This is a genomic window from Novosphingobium sp. CCH12-A3 (assembly GCF_001556015.1).
Classification (GTDB): domain Bacteria; phylum Pseudomonadota; class Alphaproteobacteria; order Sphingomonadales; family Sphingomonadaceae; genus Novosphingobium; species Novosphingobium subterraneum.
The window spans coordinates 45,661-62,500 of the sequence record NZ_LSIA01000223.1 but is presented as its reverse complement, the minus strand read 5'-3'; the positions used below and the strand labels follow the sequence as shown (position 1 = coordinate 62,500).

General features: G+C 64.1%; 16 protein-coding genes and 1 riboswitch. Of the genes, 14 read left to right on the top strand and 2 right to left on the bottom strand.

Annotation, left to right across the window (positions count from 1 at the left end):
- The first annotated feature begins 124 nt into the window (after positions 1 to 124).
- The 4 genes from AX703_RS17790 (at position 125) to atm1 (ending at position 5,634) form a co-directional block, all read left to right on the top strand.
- Positions 125 to 1,180 carry a glycosyltransferase gene (locus AX703_RS17790; protein WP_231735599.1) on the top strand — a complete coding sequence of 352 codons (1,056 nt, stop codon included), beginning with the start codon at positions 125 to 127 and terminating at the stop codon, positions 1,178 to 1,180.
- A 2-nt stretch (positions 1,181 to 1,182) separates the two neighbouring features.
- Positions 1,183 to 2,706, top strand: a complete 1,524-nt coding sequence (locus tag AX703_RS17785; protein ID WP_062345983.1) for an oligosaccharide flippase family protein — start codon at positions 1,183 to 1,185, stop codon at positions 2,704 to 2,706.
- A gap of 97 nt (positions 2,707 to 2,803) precedes the next feature.
- Positions 2,804 to 3,721, top strand: coding sequence for an aspartyl protease family protein (locus AX703_RS17780; protein WP_062345981.1), 918 nt, complete (start codon positions 2,804 to 2,806; stop codon positions 3,719 to 3,721).
- A gap of 86 nt (positions 3,722 to 3,807) precedes the next feature.
- Positions 3,808 to 5,634: a heavy metal ABC transporter ATP-binding protein/permease Atm1 gene (atm1, locus tag AX703_RS17775; RefSeq protein ID WP_062345995.1), complete on the top strand. Its 1,827-nt coding sequence runs from the start codon at positions 3,808 to 3,810 to the stop codon at positions 5,632 to 5,634.
- Between the two features lie 23 nt (positions 5,635 to 5,657).
- Here the strand turns inward: atm1 and bfr are convergent, their stop codons facing one another.
- The gene (gene bfr / locus AX703_RS17770) at positions 5,658 to 6,137 is read right to left on the bottom strand and encodes a bacterioferritin (protein WP_062345979.1); all 480 of its coding nucleotides are present in this window, start codon (positions 6,135 to 6,137) and stop codon (positions 5,658 to 5,660) included.
- A 107-nt stretch (positions 6,138 to 6,244) separates the two neighbouring features.
- A complete protein-coding gene (locus AX703_RS17765) occupies positions 6,245 to 6,421 on the bottom strand; it encodes a bacterioferritin-associated ferredoxin (protein ID WP_039333680.1) in 177 nt (58 codons plus the stop codon).
- Between the two features lie 129 nt (positions 6,422 to 6,550).
- Positions 6,551 to 6,670: riboswitch (SAM-I-IV-variant riboswitch) on the top strand.
- Between the two features lie 48 nt (positions 6,671 to 6,718).
- Between AX703_RS17765 and AX703_RS17760 the strand changes: the two genes are divergently transcribed.
- From AX703_RS17760 to AX703_RS17715, 10 genes are all read left to right on the top strand, one after another.
- Positions 6,719 to 7,603, top strand: coding sequence for a homoserine O-succinyltransferase (locus AX703_RS17760; protein WP_062345977.1), 885 nt, complete (start codon positions 6,719 to 6,721; stop codon positions 7,601 to 7,603).
- Between the two features lie 205 nt (positions 7,604 to 7,808).
- A complete protein-coding gene (gene rpmI, locus AX703_RS17755; RefSeq protein ID WP_039333769.1) occupies positions 7,809 to 8,012 on the top strand; it encodes a 50S ribosomal protein L35 in 204 nt (67 codons plus the stop codon).
- A gap of 13 nt (positions 8,013 to 8,025) precedes the next feature.
- Positions 8,026 to 8,388: a 50S ribosomal protein L20 gene (gene rplT, locus AX703_RS17750; RefSeq protein ID WP_039333676.1), complete on the top strand. Its 363-nt coding sequence runs from the start codon at positions 8,026 to 8,028 to the stop codon at positions 8,386 to 8,388.
- Positions 8,389 to 8,520: 132 nt separating this feature from the next.
- Positions 8,521 to 9,399, top strand: a complete 879-nt coding sequence (locus AX703_RS17745) for an AraC family transcriptional regulator (RefSeq protein ID WP_230487710.1) — start codon at positions 8,521 to 8,523, stop codon at positions 9,397 to 9,399.
- A gap of 44 nt (positions 9,400 to 9,443) precedes the next feature.
- The gene (gene pheS / locus AX703_RS17740; protein WP_062345976.1) at positions 9,444 to 10,544 is read left to right on the top strand and encodes a phenylalanine--tRNA ligase subunit alpha; all 1,101 of its coding nucleotides are present in this window, start codon (positions 9,444 to 9,446) and stop codon (positions 10,542 to 10,544) included.
- Positions 10,541 to 12,931 (top strand): phenylalanine--tRNA ligase subunit beta, encoded by a 2,391-nt coding sequence (gene pheT, locus AX703_RS17735; protein ID WP_062345974.1) that lies wholly within the window; start codon positions 10,541 to 10,543, stop codon positions 12,929 to 12,931. Before pheS ends, pheT begins: the two co-directional genes overlap by 4 nt.
- The gene (locus AX703_RS17730; RefSeq protein WP_062345972.1) at positions 12,928 to 13,812 is read left to right on the top strand and encodes an aldose 1-epimerase family protein; all 885 of its coding nucleotides are present in this window, start codon (positions 12,928 to 12,930) and stop codon (positions 13,810 to 13,812) included. Before pheT ends, AX703_RS17730 begins: the two co-directional genes overlap by 4 nt.
- A gap of 11 nt (positions 13,813 to 13,823) precedes the next feature.
- Positions 13,824 to 15,344: a peptide chain release factor 3 gene (locus tag AX703_RS17725; RefSeq protein ID WP_062345970.1), complete on the top strand. Its 1,521-nt coding sequence runs from the start codon at positions 13,824 to 13,826 to the stop codon at positions 15,342 to 15,344.
- A 59-nt stretch (positions 15,345 to 15,403) separates the two neighbouring features.
- Positions 15,404 to 16,276, top strand: coding sequence for an alpha/beta fold hydrolase (locus AX703_RS17720; protein ID WP_039333667.1), 873 nt, complete (start codon positions 15,404 to 15,406; stop codon positions 16,274 to 16,276).
- Positions 16,276 to 16,833 (top strand): pyridoxamine 5'-phosphate oxidase family protein, encoded by a 558-nt coding sequence (locus tag AX703_RS17715; RefSeq protein ID WP_062345968.1) that lies wholly within the window; start codon positions 16,276 to 16,278, stop codon positions 16,831 to 16,833. The genes AX703_RS17720 and AX703_RS17715 overlap by 1 nt, the downstream gene beginning before the upstream one ends.
- Positions 16,834 to 16,840 lie beyond the last annotated feature (7 nt).

Sequence of the window (16,840 nt, the reverse complement as noted above, 5' to 3'; positions counted from 1 at the left end):
TCGAGCCATCAAGATCGGCCGTTTGCGCCGATTCTCTACCGGTCAGCAACACCCCAAGTGCCGCCTCTCCTCAGGCTCATGACGGGTAAGCCAATGTTTAAACCTCGCGGCTAGTGAATCACTGATGCACCACAGCGAAATCCCCGCGCCCGGATCGACCGCCGCAATGTCGCCCAATGCCGCGAGGCCTGTCACCCCGGCTGTCAGCGTCGCGATGAGCGTCTATAATGGTGAGCGGTTCCTCGATGCAGCCATCGCCAGCGTGCGCCGGCAGACCTTCGCCGACTTCGAATTCCTGATACTGGATGACGGATCGAATGATCGCAGCGTCGAGATCGCCAGGCACCACGCCGCGCAGGATTCGCGCATCCGGGTGATTGCGAGAGAGAATCGGGGCCTCATTGCCAGCCTGAACGAACTGCTGGCGGCAGCGCGTGCTCCCTTGTTTGCCCGGATGGACGCAGATGACGTCTGCCGGCAGGATCGGTTCGCGCGCCAAGTTGCCTTTCTCGAGGCCAATCCGGATCACGGCGTCATTGGTACGTGGACCGAGGACATCGACGAGTATGACCGGCCGTTCGTGACGCATGCGCCCGAGCACCCTGTCACCTTCGACGATGTTCTCGCCATCATAGAGCAGCGCAGCCCGCTGAGCCATCCCACCATCATGGCGCGACGCGACATCGTTCGCGCCGTTGGGGGCTATCACGTCGCCTATCGGCATTGCGAGGATTACGATCTCTGGTTGCGACTGGCATCGGTCACGAAACTGGCGAACATTCCCGAACGCCTGCTCAGCTATCGGCATTATGCTGGCCAGATTTCGAACCGCCATGCGTTCGCGCAGCAATACGGGGCCGCCGTTGCCCAACTCGCCTACCGCGAGCGTCAGCTCGGCCGACCGGATCCCACAGAGCACATGCAGCAGCTTCCCGCCGTCGAGGCGCTGGACCGGGTGTTCGACACTCCGGGCCTGTCTCGCCAGATCCGGGACAAGGTTGCGCGGGGCGCCATTTATTCGCGCGATGCCATGCGCGGCGCAGGTTTCCCCCTCCTGATCGATCATGTTCGCGACGGGGGCAACGGGCCAGAGCTTTGGCGCACGGTAATGCGTCTTGTCCTGTTCGGCGTGCCATTACGCGCCATGCGACTGGCAATAGCCCTGCTCCTGCATATTTGACGATGGCCGCTCCGCAATCACCCGCCGACCAGACAACCGACCGGACTGGCGCACCGATGATGTCTGTCCGCGCGGCAGCCGTCTGGGCGCTGATCTCGCAATATGCCTCCTTTGCGCTGCAGTTCGTGGCCAGCATCGTGCTCGCGCGCTGGTACATCACGCCCGATCAGCTGGGCCGGTTCTCGATCGCCTTTGCCGCGGTCACGCTGGTCGCATTCCTGCAGGATTTCGGCGTCACGCGTTATATCAATGGAGAGCGCGATCTCACGGCAGAGAAACTGCGGTCCGCTTTCACGATTTCGGTGGTCTTCGCCTGGGGGATAGCGCTTCTGGCTCTCGCCAGTGCGTGGCCGATCTCTGTCTTCTACGGTGACCCGCAATTGCTGCCGATCACTCTGGTCATCGCGGCATCCTACCTGCTGGTGCCGCTGGCGATCGTCCCCCAGGCGACCTGCCAGCGCCGCATGGACTATCGTTCGAACACGATGATCGAGGTCGGAGCGGCGGTGGCCAACGCCTTGACCGCATTGATCCTGGCGATCCTTGGTCATGGCGCGCTTGCCCTCGCCTGGGGGGCCTTCGCACAACAGGCGGCGCGGTTGCTCATCAGTCAGTGGCGTTCGGGCGGCATGCTGCCGTGGCCGCCAAAGATAGCGCGCGCGGCAGACGTCATGGCACTGGGCGGCACCAACACCGTACAAGTGGTCTGCAGTTCACTCTCTGCCCGCGCGCCGGAGCTGGTCATCGGGCGCATGATCGACAGCGCCGCTGTCGGCCTCTTTGCGCGCGCATCGGGATTGGCCCTGCAGTTGCGCCTGCTGATCGCGGGTGCGGTTACCGGCGTCTTCTATCCCGCGTTTCGCCGGATCCGCGATAGCGGTGAACCCTTGGGGCCACCCTATCTGCGCGTGCTGGCGGCCTATACCGGGGTAACCTGGCCGGCCATGGCGGGCATCGCGGTCCTCGGCGAGCCCCTGATCAGGCTGCTTTACGGCGAGCGCTGGATGGCAGCGGCGCCCCTGCTCACCTGGGTTGCGCTCTCGCAGATCGGCTACGTCGCGCTGCCGCTCTATGCAGACCTGCCGGTGCTTATGGGACGGCTGAAGCCGCTCATGCGCTGCATGGTCATCGAGACGGTGCTGTCCGTAGTGCTGATCGCACTTACTGCGCCGCTCGGTCTCGAATGGGTGGCCGCCTCGCGCGTGCTGCATGCCGGGCTATGGGTCGTGATCTACCTGCCCTTGCTGGCTTCGACACTCGAGCTGCGTTACCGCGACATCCTGCTGGGCTGGTTGCGTAGTGCCGCCGTCTCGCTGGCCGCAGTCCTGCCGTTATTGCTGGGGTTCTTCATCGGGCAAGGTCCCGCCGAACTCGGGCTGGTGCAGGCCGCATCGACTGTTGCGCTCGGGATCGTGCTGTGGCTCGCCTCCTTGCGAGTGCTCGGCCATCCGCTTTACGCCGAGATCCACGAGATCGCTCGCGGACTGCTGGCGCTCATTCGTCGCTCGTCCCCCGCCACGCGCTAAGGACTCGCCAAGGCGCCCATGCAGGCGTAAATCAGGCATGGGAGAAGTCGCCATGCCACAGGGCCACCCTTTGCCGGTGTTTTCGCGAAGGCTTTTCATGCTTGCGCTGGCCAGCATCGTGCCGCCGGCGTTCGCCAGCGAACCGGCGACCCAGCCCTTCCCATCACCTGCTGACGAGCTTGTGCAGCTCCAACGGGACAGACATGATCGCATGACTGTCCCGGTCCTGATCGGGAAAAGCGGCCCCTACGATTTCCTGATCGACACCGGCTCCGAGCGCACGGTCCTTTCACGGCAGGTGGCGCAAGGGTTGGGCCTGCCTGTGACCGGCAATGGCGTGGTCGTCGGCGTGGCAGGCTCGCACCAAGTGGAACTGGTCGATGTCGAGGAGATAAGCCTCGGCAAGCGGACATATTATACCCTGACCGCGCCGCTGCTGGAAGCCGAGCATATCGGCGCGCAAGGCATCGTCGGGCTCGACAGCCTGCAGGACCAACGCGTGCTGATCGACTTCGGCGCCAATCGGATCGCCATTGGCGATGCCGCATCGCTGGGCGGCACGAAAGGCTTCGAGATCGTCGTCAAGGCCAAGCGGCGTTCGGGCCAGCTGATCATGACCAACGCGATCATCGATGGCGTCCACACCGACGTCGTGCTCGATACCGGGTCTGACAGCTCGATCGGCAACCTTGCGCTGCGCAAGGCCATGGCCCGCCGCAACCGCACCGAGCAGACGACACTGTTCTCGGTGACGGGCCAGGCGCTCAATGCGGATATTGTCATGGCCTCGACGATCGAGATCGAAGGGTTGCAGATCCACAATACCCCCCTCGCCTTTGCCGACTCCCCGGCGTTCCACCGGCTCGATCTGGTCAAGCGCCCGGCAATCCTGCTGGGTATGGCGCAGATGCGCATGTTCAGGCGGGTGGCGATCGACTTCGCAACAAGGCGCGTGCTGTTCGACCTGCCGCCCGGGACCACAATGCCGGACTCGCACAGGAGCATCCGGTTCTGATTGCCAGTCTGCCTGCAAGGCCGCCTTTGCCGCTGTAAACTTTCAAAGCTCTGGCATAGCCGTCCACGTTCCCTATGTGGGAACCCATGCCACCTGATACACCGACGAGTCCCAAAGACGCCCGCCACGATGGCTGGGCCACGCTCAAGCGCTTCCTCCCGTACCTCTGGCCTGCCGACAATGCGGTCCTGCGCCGCCGGGTCATGGGCGCGGTGGTCATGGTACTGCTCGGCAAGGCGACGACACTTGCGCTGCCATTCGCATACAAGAAAGCCGTCGACGCAATGGCGCTTCCGGCAGGCTCTCAGCCTGCCCTGACCGTCGCACTGGCGTTCGTCCTGGCCTATGCCCTCGGTCGCTTTGCCGGGGTGTTGTTCGACAACCTGCGCAACATCGTGTTCGAGCGCGTTGGCCAGGACGCCACGCGGCATCTGGCGGAAAACGTCTTCGCCCGCCTCCACAAGCTTTCGCTGCGCTTCCACCTCGCCCGCCGCACCGGCGAGGTAACCAAGGTGATCGAGCGTGGGACCAAGAGCATCGACACGATGCTCTATTTCCTGCTGTTCAACATTGCGCCGACGGTGATCGAGCTGACGGCGGTCATCGTGATCTTCTGGCTGAACTTCGGGCTGGGACTGGTCACGGCGACGATCCTTGCCGTGATCGCCTATGTCTACGCCACGCGCACCATCACCGAATGGCGTACGGCGCTGCGCGAGAAGATGAACCGGCTCGATGGCCAGGCGCTGGCCCGCGCGGTCGATTCGCTGCTGAACTACGAGACGGTGAAATACTTCGGCGCCGAAGCGCGCGAGGAAGCGCGATACGCCTCCGCCGCGCGCGCCTACGCCGATGCCGCGGTGAAGAGCGAAAACAGCCTTGGCCTGCTCAACATCGCGCAGGCCCTGATCGTCAACCTGCTGATGGCAGGGGCAATGGCGTGGACGGTCTATGGTTGGTCGCAAGGGCGGCTGACGGTCGGCGACCTTGTCTTCGTCAACACGTACCTCACCCAGCTCTTCCGCCCGCTCGACATGCTCGGCATGGTCTATCGCACCATCCGGCAGGGCCTGATCGACATGGCCGAAATGTTCCGCCTGATCGACACGCATATCGAAGTGGCAGACGCCCCCGATGCGCCTGCGCTGGTGGTGAACCGGCCCTCGGTGACGTTCGACAATGTCGTGTTCGGTTATGACCGCGATCGCGAGATCCTGCACGGTCTGTCGTTCGAAGTGCCTGCGGGCAGCCGCGTGGCCATCGTCGGCCCATCAGGCGCGGGCAAGTCGACCATCGCGCGCCTGCTGTTCCGCTTCTATGACCCGTGGTCCGGGCGTATCCTGATCGACGGGCAAGACATTGCAGGCGTGACGCAGGCTTCCTTGCGCGCCGCACTGGGCATCGTTCCGCAGGACTCGGTGCTGTTCAACGACACCATAGGCTATAACATCGCCTATGGTCGTGACGGTGCAGGAATGGCCGAGGTCGAGGCCGCCGCCAAGGGCGCGGCGATCGCAGACTTCATCGCGCGATTGCCGCAAGGCTATGACACCGAAGTCGGCGAACGCGGCCTGAAGCTGTCGGGCGGCGAAAAGCAGCGCGTCGCCATCGCGCGCACCCTTGTGAAGAACCCGCCAATCCTGCTGTTCGATGAGGCGACCAGTGCGCTCGATACCCGCACGGAGCAGGACATCCTCTCCACCATGCGCGCCGTCGCCAGCCACCGCACCACGATCTCGATCGCGCACCGCTTGTCGACGATTGCCGATTCCGACACGATTCTCGTGCTGGATCAGGGGCGCCTGTCAGAACAAGGCAACCACGCCGACCTGCTGCGCCGCGATGGCCTCTACGCCGAAATGTGGGCGCGTCAGGCAGCGGAAAGCGCGGAAGTGAGCGAAGCGGCCGAGTAGGAGGCCGCTTCGCAGCGCCAGGATCAGCTTTCGGCGGCTTCGCTGTTGAGCTGGATGTAGTTGGCCAGGCCCATGCGCTCGATCTTGTCGAACTGCTTCTCGATCACGTCGACATGCTCTTCCTCGCTCTCGAGGATCTTGGCGAAAAGATCGCGGCTGACGAAATCGCGCACGGATTCACAGTGGGCGATGGCGTCCCTGAGCAGCGGCAGGGCATCCATCTCCAAGGCAAGGTCAGCCTTGAGGATCTCCTCGACCGATTCGCCAACGCGCAGGCGGCCGAGCGCCTGGAAGTTGGGCAGGCCATCGAGGAACAGGATGCGGTCCGCCAGCATGTCGGCGTGCTTCATCTCGTCGATCGATTCGTGGCGCTCGTACTCGGCCAGCTTCTTGACGCCCCAGTTGGCGAGCAGGCGGTAGTGCAGCCAGTACTGGTTGATCGCGGTCAGCTCGTTGAGCAGGGCCTTGTTGAGATATTCGATGACCTTGGCATCGCCCTTCATCGCGCTGGCTCCTTTGCAATGGATGGAGCGACGTTACGCTGCAGGATGGGCGGCATAAAGCGCGAACGACTCGCACCGGGTGCCTGCAACACTTTGCAACGTGGGACTTATGCCAGCGCGCAGGCGCGCTCGTCGGCGATCACGTCCTCGGCATCATCAAGGCACTGCCGGCACTGCGGCTTGAAGCCCATGCGGCCGTAGATCTCCTCTGCATTGCCGGCGTGGCAGCGGGCAGTGGCGCGGATATCCTTCTCGCGGATGGCATTGCAGATACAGATGAACATTGCACTGAAACTCCAGGGCAGCACGCTTCCTGCCAATGACTCGCATTAATAATGAGAGTGGATCGCAATAGCAAGTGTCATCCTGCACCTTCGCCCCGTTGCAAAGCTTTCAAGGCGGTTCTATCTGTCGTCCTACATCGAGAGTTGGAGTGACGCTCCAACGCCAACCTGCCGATCCGGGCAAGGTGGTACCCGATCTGCCGCAAGCAGAAAGGGGATGTGGCCGATCCGGCAACCAAACGGACACGGACACCGTGAAGAGCGTCTTCTCCCTCAGGTTTGAGGAAGACGTTACACGTGCCGATCAGGATTGCCGACAATCTCCCCGCCCGCCGCACACTCGAGGCCGAGGGCGTGATCGTGATGAGCGAGACCGAGGCCGCGCGCCAGGACATCCGCCCGATGCGGATCGCCCTGCTCAACCTGATGCCAGACAAGATCACCACCGAGACCCAGATCGCCCGCCTTCTGGGCGCAACTCCGCTGCAGGTCGAGCTTGAGCTGGTGCGCATTTCCGACCACGTCAGCAAGAACACTTCGGCAGGTCACATCTCGGCCTTCTACCGTCCGTGGGAGGACGTGCGTGCCGAGAAGTACGATGGCCTGATCGTCACCGGCGCACCGGTCGAGACGATTCCTTATGAAGAGGTCAGCTACTGGGACGAGCTCGCCCGCATCTTCGACTGGTCGCAGACCAACGTGCACCGCACGCTGTCGGTGTGCTGGGGCGCGATGGCCGCGCTGCATCATTTCCATGGCATCGAGAAGCACCCCTTGCCGACCAAGGCCTCGGGCGTGTTCCGCCACATCAACCACGCGCCCGCCAGTCCCTTCATGCGCGGCCTGCCCGATGTGTTCGACGTGCCTGTGTCGCGCTGGAGCGAAGTGCGCCGCGAGGACCTGCCCGAAGGTCGCGGCCTTTCGGTCCTTGCCGACAGCGCCGAAACCGGCCTGTGCCTGATCGATGACCCGGCCCACAACACGTTGCACATGTTCAACCATCTCGAGTACGATACGCTGACGCTGGCGGGCAAGTACTTGCCCCGCCACTATTTCCCCGGTGACGATCCCCAGGCCATGCCCGCCAACACCTGGCGCGGCCACGGCCACCTGCTCTACGGCAACTGGGTAAACGAGACGTACCAGACGACGCCATACGATCTGGCGGATATCGGGAAATGAAAAGCGACGCCGGTTCGCGGGGGAGCGGGCCGGTGCCGCCAGCCCTTTGCTGATGCCAGGGCGCACCGTGCAAAGACTCCACAACACTTGCCTTTCCGCGCCGCATCCCCTAACGGCCCCACCTTCAACCGACACGGATTCGATGATCGGCCTGGCCACAAGGGCTGCCAAGGCAGATCGGACGCGTCGAAATCAGGAGACGAAAATGCCCAAGATGAAGACGAAGAGCGGCGTGAAAAAGCGCTTCAAGCTCACCGCCACCGGCAAGGTGAAGCACGGCGTTGCCGGCAAGCGCCACCGCCTGATCAGCCACAACGCCAAGTATATCCGCCAGAACCGCGGCACTGACGTGATCTCCGACGCCGATGCGAAAGTGATCAAGAAGTGGGCGCCCTACGGGCTGAACTGAGGAGCGCTGAACTATGAGCCGTATCAAGCGTGGTGTAACCACCAAAGCCAAGCACAAGCGGATTCTGGATCAGGCGAAGGGCTATCGCGGCCGTCGCAAGAACACCATCCGCGTCGCCCGTCAGGCCGTCGAAAAGGCCGGCCAGTACGCATACCGCGACCGCAAGGTCAAGAAGCGCAGCTTCCGCGCCCTGTGGATCCAGCGCATCAACGCTGCTGTCCGCGCCGAAGGCCTGACCTACTCGCAGTTCATCCATGGCACCAAGCTTGCCGGGATCGAGCTCGACCGCAAGACCATGGCCGACCTCGCGATGAACGAAGGTGCGATCTTCACCGCCGTCATCGCTCAGGCGAAGGCTGCCCTGCCCGCCGCCTGATCGACGTTGCAAGCAGGCTGAACAAAAGGGCGGTTCCTTCGGGAGCCGCCCTTTTTCGTTGCGATTCGCGCAAGCGCAGTGCAGGGTGCGGATGAACAACACATAACTAAAGTAAACAGGGGCGCGCACAGCTTGACCGGGGACTGCACAGTCCGGGTTCGATTCCATCGGCCGCCAGAGCCGCTGCAGCGCTATTTCACGACATTTTACCTGACCGAGATCGACGTGCCCCAAGGCCGGGTGACCGATCACCTCCACCCTGAATGGGCAAACATCCGCATCTACCAGGGCGACTTTCCGGATTCGCAATTGCCGGGTCGGCCTCCGTTCGCGGGCGTCCAGGCCAACGCCACCGGGCCGACGAGCACCACTCTGGAATTCACCACCGGCACCACGCGCATCTGGGGCATCGGCCTCTTGCCGCTGGGCTGGGCGCGCTTCGTGCGCCAGCCCGCCAATGCGCACGCCGATCATATCTATGACGTCGCCAGCGAGCCTTTCCTTGCCCCCTTCCGTCCTCTCGCGGCCTCGGTCTTCGGCAAGGAGAAGGACGAGCAGGCCGAACTTTCGCGCATCACCCGCTTCTTCGAACAGAACCTGGCGGCCGACGTCGAAGACGATCCACGCATTGTCGCCTGCCACGCCGCCTTGGTCGATCCGGACATCGCTTCCGTCAGCGAGATGGCCGAGGCGACCCAGTTGCCCACCCACACCGTGGAGCGCCTGTGCCGCAAGCACTTCGGCTTCCCGCCCCGGCTCCTCCTGCGTCGCCAGCGCTTCATGCGCAGCCTCGTGCAGTACATGATGGACCCGTCGCTGAAGTGGATCGGCGCGATCGATGGTCACTACCATGATCAGGCCCAGTTCGTTCGGGACTTCCACCGTTTCATGGGCATGAGCCCGAGCGAATATGCCCATTGCCCCAAGCCCGTGCTGCAGGAAGTCATGCGCGCACGGAAGGAGTTCGTCGGCGCGGCGGTTCAAGCCCTGCACACCCCCACTCGATCTTAACTCCAGACTTTGATTCCGGCGCATTTGCGGCTAGCGGCTTGCCGATGGAAAACCTCGATCAACAGCAGGCCGCAACGCTCGCGGCCATTGCGGAAGCAGGCACGCCCGAAGCGGTGGAGGCGATCCGCGTCTCCGCGCTCGGCAAGCAGGGCTGGGTCAGCGCCCTGCTCAAGTCGCTTGGCGGGATGACCCCGGACCAGCGGCAGAGCGAAGGCCCGAAGATTCACGCCGCACGCGAAGCGGTGACCGCCGCCCTCGCAGACCGCAAGAACGCACTGGAAAGCGCCGCGCTCGAAGCGCGCCTCGCGGCCGAAACGGTCGACCTTTCCCTTCCCGCGCCGCAAGCGCCCAGGGGTTCGGTCCACCCGGTTTCGCAGGTCATGGACGAACTGGCCGAGATCTTCGCCGACATGGGCTTCGCCGTCGCGAGCGGTCCCGAGATCGAGGACGACTGGCACAACTTCACCGCGCTCAACATGCCCGAGACCCATCCGGCGCGCGCGATGCACGATACCTTCTATTTCCCTGACAAGGATGCCGAAGGCCCTTCGATGCTGCTGCGCACGCATACCTCGCCGGTGCAGATCCGTTCGATGATCGCGCAAGGCGCGCCGATCCGCATCATCGCCCCCGGCCGGGTCTATCGTTCGGACTCGGACGCCACGCACACGCCGATGTTCCACCAGATCGAAGGCCTCGTCATCGACAAGGGCATCCACCTCGGCCATCTCAAGTGGACGCTGGAAACCTTCCTCAAGGCCTTCTTCGAACGGGACGACATCGTCCTGCGCCTGCGCCCGAGCTACTTCCCCTTCACCGAGCCTTCGGTGGAGGTCGACGTCGGTTACACGCTCATCAACGGCAAGCGCGTCGTTGGCGGCAGCGGCGATGCGGAGAACGGTGGCTGGATGGAAGTGCTGGGCAGCGGCATGGTCAACCGCAAGGTCATCGAGTTCGGCGGGCTCGATCCCGATGAATGGCAGGGCTTCGCCTTCGGCACCGGCGTCGATCGCCTCGCCATGCTCAAGTACGGCATGGATGACCTGCGCGCCTTCTTCGATGGCGATGTGCGGTGGCTTGGCCACTACGGCTTCGGCGCGCTCGATGTGCCGACCCTTTCCGGCGGTGTTGGAGTACGTTCGTGAAGTTCTCGCTTTCGTGGTTGAAGTCGGTCCTCGATACCAAGGCCGACGCCCGCACCATCGCCGAAAAGCTGACCTCGCTGGGCCTGGAGATCGAAGGCGTCGAAGATGCCTCGGCGGCGCTCAAGAGCTTCCGCGTCGCCCGCGTGCTCACGGCGGAGAAGCACCCGCAGGCCGACAAGCTGCAGGTGCTCTCCGTCGATCTTGGTGATGGTTCGCCCCTGCAGGTTGTCTGTGGCGCGCCCAATGCGCGTGCAGGCCTCGTCGGCGTGCTCGGCCTGCCCGGCGCAGTGGTCCCGGCCAATGGCATGGAACTTCGTAAGTCCGCCATCCGCGGCGTCGAATCCAACGGCATGATGTGCTCGACGCGCGAGCTTGGCCTTGGCGAAGAGCATGACGGCATCATCGAACTGCCCGAAGACGCGCCGCTCGGCACGACCTTTGCCGATTACCTCGGATCGGACCCGGTGTTCGACGTGGCGATCACGCCCAACCGTCCGGACTGCATGGGCGTTCACGGCATCGCCCGCGATCTCGCTGCGGCGGGCTTGGGCGTGCTCAAGCCGATCGAAGCCAAGCCGGTTGCTGGCAGCTTCCCCTGCCCGGTCGAAGTGCGCACCGACGATCCTGAAGGTTGCCCCGCCTTCTACGGCCGCGTGATTCGTGGCGTAAAGAATGGGCCAAGCCCGAAGTGGCTGCAGGACTACCTGAAGAGCGCGGGCCAGCGTCCGATCTCGGCGCTGGTAGACATCACCAATTACGTCATGCTCGGCTATGGCCGCCCGGCTCACGCCTATGACTTGGCGAAGCTTTCGGGCGCGGTCGTGGCCCGCAAGGCGCGCGAAGGCGAGACCTGCCTCGCGCTCAATGGCAAGGAATATGCGCTGCAGCCGTGGATGACGGTGATTGCCGACGATGTTGGCGTGCATGACATCGCCGGGATCATGGGTGGCGAAGATTCGGGCTGCTCGGACGGGACGACCGACGTCCTGCTCGAAGTTGCGTACTTCGATCCGGCTTCCATCGCCCGCACCGGGCAGGCGCTGGCGCTAGCTTCCGACGCGCGCGGGCGGTTCGAACGTGGCGTCGATCCGGCGTTCCTCGATACCGGGCTCGACCTGCTGACCAGTCTGATCCTCGAGATCTGCGGTGGCGAAGCGAGCGAAGTCGTGCGCGCAGGGCAACCGCCGCTGGCGCGCAAGACCGTGGCCTATGATCCGAAGCTGGCCGGGAGCCTTGGCGGCATCGACGTCGGCAATGGCGAACAGAAGCGCATCCTTGCCGCGCTCGGCTTCGATGTGGCCGAAGACTGGACCGTCACCGTGCCGACCTGGCGCCCGGACGTGGACGGCGCGCCCGACATCGTCGAGGAGGTGATCCGCGTCCACGGGCTCGATGCCGTGCCTTCCACGCCGCTGCCGCGCGCAGATGGTGTGGCCAAGCCGACCGCAACTGCGGTGCAGACGCTTGAGCGCCGGGTCCGCAGAGCGGCTGCCTCGCGTGGCCTGCATGAAGCGGTGACGTGGTCGTTCCTGCCCGAGAAGGAAGCCGCGCACTTTGCCGATGGCGAGGAAACCTGGGCGCTGGCCAACCCGATCTCCGAAGACCTCAAGGTCATGCGCCCCTCGCTGCTGCCCGGCCTGCTCTCGGCCGCCCAGCGCAATCTCCACCGTGGCGCCACCTCGGTGCGCCTGTTCGAGATCGGCCGCCGCTACTTGCGCGGCGCCAATGGCGCGAGCGACGAAAAGCTGAGCCTAGCCGTTGTTCTGGCAGGCGAATCCGTCTCGCGCGGCTGGGCGACTGGCAAGGCCAGGCCGTTCGACGCATTCGACGCCAAGGCCGAAGCGCTGGCGCTGCTTGCAGAAGCGGGCGCTCCGGTCGACAACCTGCAGGTCATGGGCGAGGCTGGCGATCAGTTCCACCCCGGCCAGTCGGCCACCCTGCGCCTCGGGCCAAAGCAGGTGCTGGCGCGCTTCGGCATGCTGCATCCGGCAACCGCCAGGGCCTTCGATCTCGATGGTCCCGTGGCGGTGGTCGAGCTGTTCCTCGACAGCATCCCGCCGCGCAAGGGCCCAGGCCAGTTCGCCCGCCCGCACTTTGCGCCACCTGCACTGCAGGCGGTGACGCGCGACTTTGCCTTCCTTGTCGCGGCCTCGGTCCCTGCGGGCGATCTGCTCCGTGCTGTCAAGGGTGCGGACAAGCAGGCCATTGTTTCGGCACGGATTTTCGATGACTTCCGCGGGACTGGCGTGCCAGAGGGCCAGAAGAGCCTTGCCATCGAAGTGACGCTCCAGCCGGTCGAGAAGTCGTTCGATGAGGCGACGCTCAAGGCGATTTCGGACAAGGTAGTGGCGGCTGCCGCCAAGCTCGGCGGTGTCCTGCGCGGATGAGTGACGATCTCGTCACCATCGCCAGCGAGGAGCTGACTGCGCAAATAAATCCTTTGGGCGCAGAGCTTTGGTCGCTGACCGATGCTGCGGGGGCGGAATACATGACCGATGCGGACCCGGCCTTCTGGTCGGGTCACGCGCCCTTCCTGTTTCCGATCGTCGGGGCGCTGTCGGGTGACACCTTGCGCCTTCATGGTCGCGAATTTTCCATGCCGAAACATGGCTTTGCACGACGCAGTGCCTTCGCCCCGGTTCATGCCGAAGGGGCGGAGGCACGCTTCCGCCTGACGGATTCGCCGGCGACGCGCGAGGTCTATCCGTTCGACTTCGTGCTCGAAGTGGCCTACCGCATCGAGGGCATGACGCTGCACACCGAGGTCAGCGTGTTCAATCCCAACGCGGAAGCGCTGCCCTTCAGCTTCGGCTTCCATCCGGCCTTCGCGTGGCCGCTTCCGGGGGGTTTTCCCAAAGAAGATCATAAGCTTGTCTTCGAAAGGGCGGAAAGTCCAACTCTACGGCAACTCACCCCCAACTCTGGCGAACTCTCCCCCAACTCCGTGCCGAGTCCTGCGAACTCTCGCGAGCTGCGGCTGCACGAAGACCTGTTCCGCAACGATGCGCTGATCTGGGACGTGTTCGAGAGCAAGTCGCTCACCTATGGCACCGATGGCGGGACCACTCTCGACCTCCATTTCCCCGACACGACGTCGATGGGCGTCTGGCAGGTTCCGGGCGCGCGCTACATCTGCATCGAGCCGTGGCAGGGTTACGCCGACCCCGCAGGCTTCACCGGCGATTTCCGCGAGAAGCCCGGCGTCGTCCTGCTCGATCCCGGCGCGACGCGCAGCTTCCGCATGGACGTGACCGTAAACCCGCGCTAACCGCGCTCCCCATGTCCAATCGCCGCACCTTCGCCATCATTTCGCACCCTGACGCGGGCAAGACCACGCTGACCGAGAAGCTGCTGCTTCAGGGCGGCGCGATCCACCTTGCCGGCGAGGTCAAGGCACGCGGGGCCGCCCGCCGCGCGCGGTCGGACTGGATGAAGATCGAGCAGCAGCGCGGGATTTCGGTGACGTCGTCGGTGATGACGTTCCAGAAGGACGGCGTTGTCTTCAACCTGCTCGATACGCCGGGCCACGAGGACTTTTCCGAGGACACCTACCGCACGCTGACCGCGGTCGATTCGGCGATCATGGTGATTGACGCGGCCAAGGGTATCGAGCCGCAGACGCGCAAGCTGTTCGAAGTCTGCCGCATGCGCTCGGTGCCGATCATCACCTTCGTCAACAAGGTCGACCGCGAAGGCCGTTCGGTGTTCGAGACGCTGGACGAAGTCGCCGATGCGCTGGCGCTCGACGTCGTGCCGATGTCCTGGCCGATCGGCATGGGCGGGATCTTTCAGGGCGTGATGAACTTCGCCGACGAAACCATCGCCCGTCCCGAAGGTGACAGCCGCGAATTCCTGGGCAAGCGCGAACCCGCGATCGACATACCCGAGGACATTGCCGAGGAAATCGAACTGGCCCGCGCCGGCTACCCCGAGTTCGATCTCGAAGCCTATCGCCATGGCGACCTGACGCCGGTCTATTTCGGATCGGCGCTGAAGAACTTCGGCGTTGCCGAGCTGATCGATGCGATTGCCCGCTATGCTCCGCCGCCGCGCCCGCAGAAGTCGAGCGAAGGCACGGTGGAACCGGAGCGGCCCGACGTGACCGGGTTCATCTTCAAGGTGCAGGCCAACATGGACCCGCAGCACCGCGACCGTATCGCGTTCATGCGCATGGTCTCGGGCACGTTCAGGCGGGGCATGAAGCTGACGCCTTCGGGCCTGGGCAAGCCGATCGCCGTGCATTCGCCGATCCTGTTCTTCGCGCAGGACCGCGAGATTGCCGACACCGCCGAGGCGGGCGACATCATCGGCATCCCGAACCACGGAACCCTGCGCGTGGGCGATACGCTTTCGGAAAGGAACGACCTGCGCTTTACGGGGCTGCCGAACTTCGCGCCGGAAATCCTGCGCCGCGTGGTGCTGAAGGACCCGACCAAGACCAAGCAGCTGCGCAAGGCGCTGGACGACCTTTCCGAAGAAGGCGTGATCCAGGTATTCTATCCGGAGATCGGCAGCCAGTGGATCGTCGGCGTGGTCGGCCAGCTCCAGCTCGACGTGCTGGTTTCGCGCCTCGAGGCGGAATACAAGGTCGAGGCGGTGCTCGAACCTTCGCCGTTCGATACCGCACGCTGGCTCAAGGGCAGCGACGCGGCGCTCAAGTCCTTTGCCGATTTCAATGCATCGAACCTTGCCAAGGATCGCGATGGCGACCCTGTTTTCATGGCGCGATCGTCATGGGATGTGGGCTACCAGCAGGAGCGCAACCCTGAGCTGACCTTCTCGGCAACGAAGGAAAGGTAGCGGGCCCAGCGGCATCCGGGGGTTGAAACCGCGGCCTATCCGGCGCAGTTACTCGGCTCATGCAGTTACTCGGTCCCAGTTCGAACACCTTCATCTCTCAGCGCCTGCGCCTCCACTATGTGGACTGGGGCAACACGGACAAGCCGCCACTGCTGCTGGTCCATGGCGGGCGCGACCATTGCCGGTCGTGGGACTGGACCGCCGAGGCCCTGCGCGAGGACTGGCACATCATCGCCATGGACCACCGCGGCCACGGTGACAGCCAGTGGACCGAGGACGGCAACTATCGCACGATGGACCTCGTCTATGACGTGGCCCAGCTGATCCACCAGCTCGACCTCGCCCCGGTGACGATTGTCTCGCATTCGTGGGGCGCGAACACCAGCCTGCGCTATGCCGGGCTGTTTCCGGAAAACGTGCGCAAGATCGTGGCCATCGAAGGGCTGTTCCCGACGCCCGAGCGCGAGGCGATGATGAAGAACGTGCCCTTCGCACGGCGCGTCCGGGATTTCATCGGCGAGAAGCGAAAGGCCGCCGGGCGCCTGCCGCGCCGCTATCCAACGCTCGAGGACGCCTATGCGCGCATGAAGGGCGAGAACCCCTACCTGACCGACGAGCAGGCGCGACACCTGACCCGCCACGGCATCAACCGCAACGAAGACGGCACGTTCAGCTGGAAGTTCGATCCGCATCTCAACGTCGATGGCGCGCCCTATGATATCACCATCGAGCAGCGCAACGAGCTGTGGAAGGCCATCACCTGTCCGACCCTGCTGCTGAACGGCGCGGATTCCTGGGCCGGCAATCCGGTCGAGAACGGGATGATCGAGCACTTCCGCAATGCCGAGGTGATCGAGTTCGAGAACGCCGGGCACTGGCTGCACCACGACCAGTTCGACAAGTTCATCGCGACGCTGAAAGACTTCCTCTGATGGCAAAGTTCACCGACTGCATCCTGCCCGAGCACGAGGCGATGATCGGGCAGCAGTCGGTGTTCTTCGTGGCCACGGCCGCAGCGGAAGGGCGGATCAACCTTTCGCCCAAGGGTTATGACTGCTTCCGGGTGCTTGGACCAAATCGCGTCGCCTATCTTGACCTTGCCGGATCGGGCAACGAGACGCACGCGCATCTGATGGCCGATGGCCGCATCACGATCATGATGACCAATTTCCAGCAGCCTGCGCTGATCCTTCGGTTGTATGGCCATGGCAAGCCGGTGCTTCCTGCCGATCCCGCATGGCAGGAACTGGCAGCGCATTTCACGGTTCTGGCAGGCACACGCCAGATCTTCGACATCGCGGTGGACAGCGCCCAGACAAGCTGTGGCTGGGGCGTGCCGCTGATGACACTCGAGCAGGAGCGGCAAACGCTGGTGAAGTACCACGCGCAATCCGATCCTGCGGCCTGGGAAGCAAAGATGGCGGCGCGCACCAGCAGCATCGACGGACTGCCCGTGACGCCGACCGACCGCTATATTTCAGGGGCCTGACGCCGGT